Origin of the sequence: Arthrobacter rhizophilus (assembly GCF_026241105.1) — a bacterium.
Lineage (GTDB): Bacteria > Actinomycetota > Actinomycetes > Actinomycetales > Micrococcaceae > Arthrobacter.
Genome location: NZ_JAPFFT010000059.1, coordinates 1 through 8,807, shown reverse-complemented (window position 1 = coordinate 8,807; position 8,807 = coordinate 1). Strand labels below are relative to the sequence as shown.

Sequence of the window (8,807 nt, the reverse complement as noted above, 5' to 3'; positions counted from 1 at the left end):
GAGGAAGGCGAGGCTTTCGGCGATGCCCTCGAAGATGTCTCCCGCGTAGTCGTCGAACTCCACGACACCCACTTCCAGGGACTTCGCGGCAGCAATGACGTCGAGCACCGGGATGGTGCCCTGGCCTGCCGGCTGCTGGGCTTTCGTGTCCGTGGTGCCCGGGCCGTCCTTGATATGGATTAATCGGACACGGTCGCCAAGGCGGGCGAGCAGCTCCACCGGGTTCTGGCCACCGACCGATGCCCAGTAGGTGTCGACTTCCAGGACGAGCTCCGGGTCGAGGAGGCCTTCGAAGTATTCCAGGGCGGTCTGGCCTTCGATGCTGGACTCGAGCTCCCAGGCGTGGTTGTGGTAGCCGACGCGGATGCCGTATTCGGCGCCCTTCTTTGCCGCCGCGTTCAGCTTCGCCGCAGTGGCTTGGATGTCGCTGGCGGACTGCCAGTGCTCGGCAGGCAGGTACGGATCGATGACCGTACTGATTCCCAGTTCCTTGGCAGCTGCGAAGATCTCGTCCTGGTCCTGGCTCAGCAGCGGCGCATGGCCGGAAGGGGCGGTCAGCCCGTTGTCCTTCAACGCGGCGCCGAGCTCCTTCGCCGTGGCCACGAAATTGTACGGCTCAACCTGCGTGTAACCGATCTCTGCGACCTTCTTGATGGTGCCTGGCAGGTCTTCCTGCATGGCATTGCGCAGGGTGTACAGCTGGATGGAGTAAGACATGGTTTTCCTTTGCGTTGTCAGTTGCTTGCGATGCGGGGCATGTAACGGCCGTTAGCGGCCGGCGAGGGATCCGCCAATGCCGCCGACGCTAAAGTACTTGTTCAGGGTGGCGAAAACGACGATGGGCGGGAGCATCATGACGACCGCGAGGGCCATGACACCGGACCAATCCGTGGCGTTTTGCTGGAAGAAGGACTGCACACCCATGGGGAGGGTGAAGATCTCGTTGGAGCGCAGGAACACGATAGCGACGAGGTAGTCGTTCCATGCCAGGAGGAAGGCGAAGATGGCCGTCGAGAGGATGCCGGGCAGGGAGTTGCGCAGCACCACCTTGGTGAACGATCCGAACACCGAGCAGCCGTCGATCCACGAGGCCTCCTCGAGGCTGACGGGGATGGAATCGAAGTATGCCGCCATCATCCACGTGGCCACGGTCATTGTCGAGCCGACGTAGATGATGATCAGGCCGAGGAGGTTGTCCACGAGTCCCAGGCCCGCGAACAGGATGAACAGCGGCACGACGGAGGTGATGATGGGCAGGGACTGCATGACGAACAGCAGCAGGGAGTAGCCGGAGACGGCCTTGCTGCGGCCGCGGGAGAGGACATATCCGGCCGGCGCGGCCACGGCCACGGAGACGATCACGGTGCTGACGGTGGTGATGAGGCTGTTCTTGAGCCAGGTGGCGGCAAGGGTCTTGGAGAAGACGTTGCTGAGGTTCTCCAGGGTCAATCCCGTGGCGGTGCTGTTGGGGCCCGGTGTCAGGGCCAGGACCACAGTGACCATGATGGGGACCAGGACGATGGCGGTGATAGCCAGGATCAGGACGAACCGCCACCAGCGTCCGCGCAGGCCTGCGTCGGAGAGGACTCGGCGGGATTTTTCCGGACCGGCGACTCCGAGGGCGGGCCCGGATGCGGGGTGTGCGTGGAGTACTGCGCTCATTATTCGACGCTCGACTTTCGGATCTGGCGGTACAGGAAGACCGACACGACGACGAGGGTGAGGGTCATGAGGAAGGCGATGGCGACGCCGGGTCCGGTCTGGAAGTCCTGGAAGACCGTGCGATAGGCGAGGACCACGAGGGAAGTGGTGGCGTCGACGGGGCCGCCGCCGGTGAGGAGATAGATGGTGGGGAAGTCGTTGACGCAGAAGATCGTCATCAGAATCCAGCTGATGTAGGTGGATCGGGCGATCAGCGGCAGCGTGATCTGGCTGAACTGCTGCCATTTGCTGGCGCCGTCCATGCTGGCGGCTTCATAGACGGTGGTGTCCACGGAGGCCAGGGCGGCCGAGATCATCATCATCATGAAGGGGAAGCTGACCCAGACTTTGAACGCCATGACCATGACCGCGGCCAGGTTGGGGTCCGCCAGGAAAAGGGGTGTGCCCAGTCCAAGGCTGCGGAAGAGCGAGGGGATGAGGCTATCCGGGGTGGCCACGAGCCAGTTCCACGCGGTGGAGGAGACCACGATCGGTACCACCCAGGGCAGTAGGAGCAGAATCTTGAAGGTGCCGCCTGCCGGGATTTTGGTGCGCAGCAGCAAGGCCAGGCCAAGGCCGACCAGCCAGGAGCCGAAGACGCCGACGATCGTGAACCACAGGGTGAACTGGGCGGCCTTCCAGAACGCCGGGGATGACAGGACGTGGCCGAAGTTCTCGACGCCGACGAAGTTGCCGGTATCGATCAGGGAGCCGTCGTGGGTAGCTTGGACGCCGGCGTAGACCAGCGGATAGCCGTGGATCAGGACGAGCAGGACGATGGAGGGCAGCAGGAGCCAGAAAAACGTCCGGCGGGTCTGGCTTGACAGCTTGCTCTTGCGATTCGAGGGCCCGCCCCCGGGCCCGCCGGGGGCAAGTCCCCGGCGGGCCCGGGCCAGGCCGGACTGTGCTGTGGTGGTTGACATGATGACTGCTTTACTTCTTGATCACGGATTCGAGGCCGGTCTTGAAGGCCTGCAACGCGGTCTTGGCATCGGTCTTGCCGGTCAGGATCGTCTGTGTGAACTGGTTGAGTGCCTGGCCACCGTCAAGGACAGCGAGGTTCGCGTTGAGGGTGCTTCCCTGCGCGGCGAAAGTCTTTGCGATGGGCTGCCATTCCTTGACGATCTTTACGTTGTTCGCGTTGCTCGCAAACTCGGGGAGCTCCGTGATGGACTTGAAGACGGGAAGGGCGGCCATGAGCTTCTGCTGCCACAGCTGCTTGAGCTGGCCCATGTAGTACACGAGGAACGCTTCGGAGCTTTCCTGTGAGGGAGTGTTCTTGTACATCATGATGTTGTTCGGGAACACGAGCGTTCCTTTGTCACCATGCGGTCCAGCGATGGGGCTCGCAACGGCGAAGTCACCTGACGTGTCCCCGATTCGTTCCGCGGCACCGGCCTGGAAGACCCCGTATCCGATCTTCTTGTCTTTCCACTGGGCGGACATGTTGTCAGTGGTGTAGCTGACCGCGGCGGGGTCGATGATCCCGTTCGAGTGGAGTTCCAGGAGGAACTCGATCGCTTCGACATTGCGGTCGTTCATGACGTCCAGTTGGCCATCCTTGGTGAAGACGCCGCCGCCGTTGTTGACCATCATCATGATCATCGAGTGGTTGCCGAAGTTGTTTCCGGCGCCCGCGCCCGTGCCGAAGCCGACGGCGCCGATCTTTTTCAGGGCCTTGCCTGCTTCGAGGAGGGAAGCCCAGTCCGTCGGCAGGGCCACGCCCGCCTGGTCGAAGAGGGACTTCCGGTACCAGAAGACGCGCATGTCCAACTGCCAAGGAATGGCAACATAGCCCTTGTCCGACTTGAAGGGCTCCAGCACGCCCGGCAGGAAGTCGTCGAACTGGCCGTTCTTCTTGAGCGCCTCTACAACCTTGTCCGCGTAAGCGATCTGGCCTTGCTGCTCGAACTGGAACGCTTGGAAGCCGCCACCGGTGGACACGGCGGGACCGGTCTTGGACGCGATGGCCGAGGAGTAGGTCTGGTAGAAGTTGTTCCACTGGATGATCTGGTAGCCGGCCTTGCCGTTGCTTCCCGTGGGCGCATAGGCCTCGGTGATCTTCTTGGCAGCATCGTTGTAGGCCGGGGTTGCCCACGGCATGTCCCAGAACTTAATGCCGCCGCCGGAGGAGCTCGAGCTGGAGCCGCCGCCACAAGCCGCGAGCAGCGGGACAGCCGCTGCGGCTGCCGTGAGGCCGAGGAAGCCCCTGCGGGAGAAATTGCTGCTGGCTTCGGACTGAACAGTCATGATGATTCCTTTCGGGACCGCTGCGTGATCTTCGCGTTTGGGGCGGTCCGGCTCGTCGTCGAGAAGGTGAATGATTGCTTTTGATGCTCTGTTATTGAGGGTCGGTAGTTGAGGAGGAGTGCGGGTTCAGGACAGGTGCGCGATGGATTCCGTCAGCCGCGCAAAGCCGGCGAGATCGGAGGGGAAGGTGCCGGCGTCCAGGTCTTCCTTGAGCCGGCGCCAGGTGGTGCGGTGGGCGGATTCGTAAAGCGTGGGCAGGAGGATTTCCCCTTGGGGTCCGGTAGCCCGGACTTCAGCCGGCCAGGCGGCAAGCGGTTCGGGGACCGCAATGCTGACACCGCCGTCGTCGGTGTAGAGGCGGAGGTCGACGCCGGCGGGCCGGGAGTTGCTCAGTACGCCCTGGAGCGAAACCGGGGCACCGTTGGGGAGCCGGCCGGAAACCGTGTAGCCGTGCGTGCCGCGGCGCAGGACGCGAAGCGCGTCCAGTTGGCCGGTGACGCGTACGACGGCGGCGAGGTGCTCAGTGAGGAGTCGTTCCGGATCGGTTCCTGCCGTGGCTGTGGCGACGGTGTCCAGCATGGCGGCACGGCCGGCTACCGAGCGGACGGCGTCTTCGGCTCCAGCGAGTCCGGGGTTGGATGCCCACCGCTGGTCCAGGACAACCGCGACGCCTGCTGTTTCAGCGGCGTCGCGCAGGGCGGCGGTGTTTTCCGGAACCGGATTGACCACGACGACGCCCAGCGCTCCGCCGTCGATCGCCTTGATGGCCTCAGTGGTCCAGCCCGGGGCGCCGTCGATGGCGGAAATTTGTGGAATGAGCGTCGGTGTCGCCTCACTGGCGGGACCGAAGCTCTCCGGCAGCGAGGCGACGGCGAGTCCTACTGCGCCGCTCTCTTCGGCCTGCGGGGTGGCAGTGACCGTGTACTGGCTACTCATGAGTGGGCTCCTGCATGGCTGTTTGCGTGCTCTGCCGCGGCGAGATCCACTGTGGCGTCGGCAATGGCGATCGCGAAGGTGAGGTCGTTGATGAGGCTTTCGGCGGACGGCGGCTGCTTTGTTCCGAGGGCCAGTTTGGCGAGTTCGCGCCACTCGCCCTCATATCCGTTGTGCTCGAACGGCCCGTACGTGGTGCTGGTGGAGCCGCGGGTGATGGTTGTGACCGCCGAGCCCGCCTGTACGTAGGAAGGAGTGAAGTCCACGCGAAGGGCTGCATCATCCGAGATCGCCTCGAAGACCCATTCCGGCTTCCAGGTCTTGTTCATGGCAGCCCGCAATTCAATGATCCGCTCGCCTGCGCCCTGTTTTCCGGCGCGCAGGGAGATTACGTAGCCGAAGGGGCGGACATGCCGTGCCTGGAGGATTTCGAGGTCTTCGAAATCCGGGGTGAAGCGGCGTACGAGCGGAAGGTCGTGGATGGCGAGCCCCATGATTCCGCCGCGTAGGGCGGTCTTGATGGTTTCCACATCGCTGTAATCGGGGGCGCCGCCGGCGGGCCGGGTGATGATTTCGGTGGCGAAGTCTTCGAAGCGGGCATTGGGCGGAAGGACGATGGAGGAACGGATGGTGTGGGCCGTTTCAGGGAGATCACCCCAGTTGGCCTCGGCTGCGAGCCAGCCGGGATCGAAAGTGTGCATGGCGCCCACGATGATCGGAACGCCGGTTTCCTCGCTGACTGCTGAAATCCGTGCAGCCTCCTCGCCGCTCATCGCGAAGGGCTTCTCGCAGAGGACAGCTTTCTTTCCTGCGCGGCATGCGGCGATGACTTGGTCTGCGTGGAACTGGTGGGGGCTGCAGATGGCCACGATGTCGACTTCGGGATCGCCCAGGAGCGCGTCCATGCTGGTGCTGTGGTTGGCGCCGACGCGGGCTGCGACCGACTCGGCGACGGTGGCGTCGACGTCCATGATGTGGCGGACTTGCAGGATGTTCCGGAGCCGGGCGAGGGAAGGCAAGTGAATTGCCTGGGTGACCGGGCCGGCGCCAAGAATGCCGACGCCAAGGGGCCGTAGCGATCCTAAAGGTGCTGCCTGTGAGTGGCTGGACAAGATCAGTTACCTCTTCGTAAACGGAGTCTCTGAGTTTCAACGTTGCTTTGTGGGCTACGTGACCCTTCTCACAAACAACCTACGGCTACTTTTGACGATGAGCAAGCAAAAGTTGAAAATCAATCGACAATCTTTTGCTGCGTGACACCCATAAGCAATCGTGCTATCACTGATGCATGACCTCAGCACCCGAAAAAGCGCCCGGCAAGGACGGCTCCGTCCAGGACGCCGGAAGCCTCTCGCGTGCAGGAGATCTGTTTCAGCTTCTTCGCGACGGCCAGGCACGGACCCGGGCCGAACTCGCCATCACCACGGGACTGGCCCGCTCCACCGTCGCCTCGCGCATCGACGCCCTCATGAACTCCGGACTCGTGGGCCCGGCCGGTGAGGCGAGTTCCAGTGGCGGCAGGCCGCCGTCGCGCTTTGCCTTCAACCCTGCAGCCCGCGTTGTCCTAGCCGTCGACGTCGGAGCGACGCACGTGATCGTCGCCGTCACCGATCTTGGCGGAACAGTCCTGGCCGAGCGCCGGTTGGCGCAGGAAGTCGCCGACGGTCCCGATGTGGTTCTCGGCAGGATTGTGGCGGACGGGCGGGAGCTCCTCGCTGAAGCGGGCCGCAACCTCGAAGACCTGGCCGGGATCGGCATCGGACTCCCCGGGCCGGTGGAACACGACACCGGCCGGCCGGTCAAGCCGCCCATCATGCCCGGCTGGGACGGATTCGACGTAGTCCGTTACATGCAGCGCTCGCTGCCGGTTCCCGTCCTGGTGGACAACGACGTCAACATCATGGCATTGGGCGAACGCACAGCGTATTGGCCGGACCACGACAACTTGCTCTTCATCAAGATCGCCACGGGCATCGGCGCCGGCATCATCAGTAGCGGCGAACTGCAGCGCGGCGCCAACGGCACCGCCGGGGACCTCGGTCACGTCAGGGTTCCCCGCGGCGACGATGTCCTCTGCCGTTGCGGGAACTACGGCTGCCTTGAGGCACTCGCGTCCGGCCCCGCCGTCGCCCGCCAACTGCAGGGCCAAGGACTCGCGGCTAGCAACGGCGGCGACGTGCTGCGGCTCGTGGCTGAGGGAAACCTCCAGGCCATTCAAGCTCTCCGGCAGGCCGGACGCGACGTCGGCGATGTCCTGGCAACCGTGGTTAACCTGCTCAACCCCTCGATGATCGTGATCGGCGGCAGCATGGGGGAGGCCGGCGAACACCTCGTTGCAGGCATCCGTGAAGTGGTCTACCGGCGCTCCCTCCCGCTGGCTACCTCGCATCTGCGCATCGGCATTTCGATGGCAGGGGACCAGGCCGCGATCCTCGGCGCGAGCCAGATGGTCACCCAGCACGTCCTGTCCCCGGCAGTGATTGAAGCCACGCTCCAAGCAACGGGCTGAGGTGCGTCACGTAGCGTTCCGCAGCGGCGCGTCGTGGTAGCAATGAAGGTGATGCCTACTTTCCCCGCCCTTCAGCGCACCCCATGACCGGCCAGTTCCTCGCCAAGGTCCCACGGGGCTGGCTGATCCTCGCATGCATCGGCCTCATCGCCCTCAACATGCGCGGACCCTTCGTTGCGGTGGCGCCGGTGGTGGATTCCCTGAAACGGGACCTTGGATTCTCGCCCGTGGAACTTGGGCTGCTGACGGGCATCCCCGTGCTCTGCTTCTCGCTCGCGGCGCCGCTGGCTTCGCTGGCCGGGCGCAGGTTCGGTGCCGAATTCGCGGTGATGCTCACGCTCATGGGCGTGCTGGCCGGCGTCGTGATCCGCTCCAGCGGCGGCGGGGTTCCGGTCATGGTGGGTACCGTCCTCATCGGCCTCGCCATCACTATCGGCAACATCGCAGTGCCGCTCATCATTCGCCGCGATTTTGCGCCTCGACGCCAGGCAACCGCGATGGGCGTCTACACGGCGGCGTTGAACATCGGGTCCTTCCTGACTTCGGTGGCCACGGCCCCGCTTGCAGAACTTGTTGGCTGGCGGCTTGCCTTGGGGGCGAGTGCGCTCCTTGCCCTGGTGGCCATTCTGTTCTGGGTCCCAACGGTCGGTGCCCGGCAAGCTTTCGTTCCGGCTCCCGTTCCGGCCGCCGACGGGTCGCGAGCCGGCAAAGCCTCCGGCGTTGGCTGGCTGACCGTCGGCCTGACCCTGGGATTCGCCGGCCAGGCATTCTCGTACTACGGCGTGACCGCGTGGCTTCCGAGCTTCCTGTCCGATGAACTCGGCATGGGCACCGCACAAGCCGGGGCAGGGTCATCGCTCTTCCAGATCTTCGCGATTGTGGGCGGGCTTGGGGTGCCGCTCATCGCACGTTTCGCCAGTACGACGGCGGTGGCGGTCACCTTGAGTGCCCTGTGGCTCACTGTACCTTTGGGCTTGTTGCTGGCCCCAGGCTGGTGGTGGTTGTGGTCGTCCCTGGGTGGAGTCGCACAGGGTGGTGGCATCACGGTCATCTTCATCGCCATCATCAAGTTCGCTCGCGACCAAGCCTCGGCAGGCAAGATGTCCGCCGTCGTGCAGGGGGTCGGTTACTGCTTCGCGGCCTTGGCTCCCACCATCGTCGGTTACGTGCACAGCATCTCCGACGGCTGGACCGTGCCACTCCTGGTGATCCTTGGTTCGGTCGCCGCATTTTGCGTCTGCACCACCCTCTCAGTGCGCTGGGTGGCCAGGCAACGCTAGGGGCGCGCCGCCGTCGTCGTACACCCAAGTAGCTCGCAGTTGTTGTCGTTATGAGCGGGGCAAAGTCAACTGGTCAGAGCAACGCTCGGGTTTAGGCTGCCTGCAGCAGCTGGTTGAGCCGGTTGGCTGGGGTT

At 64.2% G+C, this 8,807-nt stretch carries 8 protein-coding genes; 2 read left to right on the top strand and 6 right to left on the bottom strand.

Annotation, left to right across the window (positions count from 1 at the left end; translation table 11 throughout):
- The 6 genes from OOZ51_RS22125 to OOZ51_RS22100 all read right to left on the bottom strand — a co-directional run.
- Positions 1–717, bottom strand: a 717-nt coding sequence (locus OOZ51_RS22125) for a sugar phosphate isomerase/epimerase family protein (protein ID WP_265982119.1), incomplete at its 3' end; no start/stop codon positions are given.
- Between the two features lie 51 nt (positions 718–768).
- Complete coding sequence (locus OOZ51_RS22120; protein ID WP_265982118.1) at positions 769–1,662, bottom strand: carbohydrate ABC transporter permease; 894 nt, start codon at positions 1,660–1,662, stop codon at positions 769–771.
- Positions 1,662–2,624: a carbohydrate ABC transporter permease gene (locus OOZ51_RS22115; RefSeq protein ID WP_265982117.1), complete on the bottom strand. Its 963-nt coding sequence runs from the start codon at positions 2,622–2,624 to the stop codon at positions 1,662–1,664. Before OOZ51_RS22115 ends, OOZ51_RS22120 begins: the two co-directional genes overlap by 1 nt.
- Before the next feature lie 10 nt (positions 2,625–2,634).
- The gene (locus OOZ51_RS22110) at positions 2,635–3,951 is read right to left on the bottom strand and encodes an ABC transporter substrate-binding protein (protein WP_265982116.1); all 1,317 of its coding nucleotides are present in this window, start codon (positions 3,949–3,951) and stop codon (positions 2,635–2,637) included.
- A gap of 126 nt (positions 3,952–4,077) precedes the next feature.
- On the bottom strand, positions 4,078–4,887 hold the full coding sequence (locus OOZ51_RS22105) for a hypothetical protein (RefSeq protein WP_265982115.1): 810 nt from the start codon (positions 4,885–4,887) through the stop codon (positions 4,078–4,080).
- Entirely contained in the window at positions 4,884–5,996 is a 1,113-nt protein-coding gene (locus OOZ51_RS22100) for a Gfo/Idh/MocA family protein (protein ID WP_265982114.1), read from the bottom strand. The genes OOZ51_RS22105 and OOZ51_RS22100 overlap by 4 nt, the downstream gene beginning before the upstream one ends.
- 176 nt (positions 5,997–6,172) lie before the next feature.
- Here OOZ51_RS22100 and OOZ51_RS22095 point away from each other — a divergent pair, with 176 nt between their 5' ends.
- Both OOZ51_RS22095 and OOZ51_RS22090 read left to right on the top strand, forming a co-directional pair.
- Complete coding sequence (locus OOZ51_RS22095; RefSeq protein WP_265982113.1) at positions 6,173–7,393, top strand: ROK family transcriptional regulator; 1,221 nt, start codon at positions 6,173–6,175, stop codon at positions 7,391–7,393.
- 83 nt (positions 7,394–7,476) lie between these two features.
- The gene (locus tag OOZ51_RS22090; RefSeq protein ID WP_265982111.1) at positions 7,477–8,673 is read left to right on the top strand and encodes an MFS transporter; all 1,197 of its coding nucleotides are present in this window, start codon (positions 7,477–7,479) and stop codon (positions 8,671–8,673) included.
- Positions 8,674–8,807: the final 134 nt, after the last annotated feature.

Coding starts and splice junctions, on each gene's coding strand:
- OOZ51_RS22120 (WP_265982118.1), bottom strand. CDS start 1,662: ATGAGCGCAGTACTCCACGCACACCCCGCATCCGGGCCCGCCCTCGGA.
- OOZ51_RS22115 (WP_265982117.1), bottom strand. CDS start 2,624: ATGTCAACCACCACAGCACAGTCCGGCCTGGCCCGGGCCCGCCGGGGA.
- OOZ51_RS22110 (WP_265982116.1), bottom strand. CDS start 3,951: ATGACTGTTCAGTCCGAAGCCAGCAGCAATTTCTCCCGCAGGGGCTTC.
- OOZ51_RS22105 (WP_265982115.1), bottom strand. CDS start 4,887: ATGAGTAGCCAGTACACGGTCACTGCCACCCCGCAGGCCGAAGAGAGC.
- OOZ51_RS22095 (WP_265982113.1), top strand. CDS start 6,173: ATGACCTCAGCACCCGAAAAAGCGCCCGGCAAGGACGGCTCCGTCCAG.
- OOZ51_RS22090 (WP_265982111.1), top strand. CDS start 7,477: ATGACCGGCCAGTTCCTCGCCAAGGTCCCACGGGGCTGGCTGATCCTC.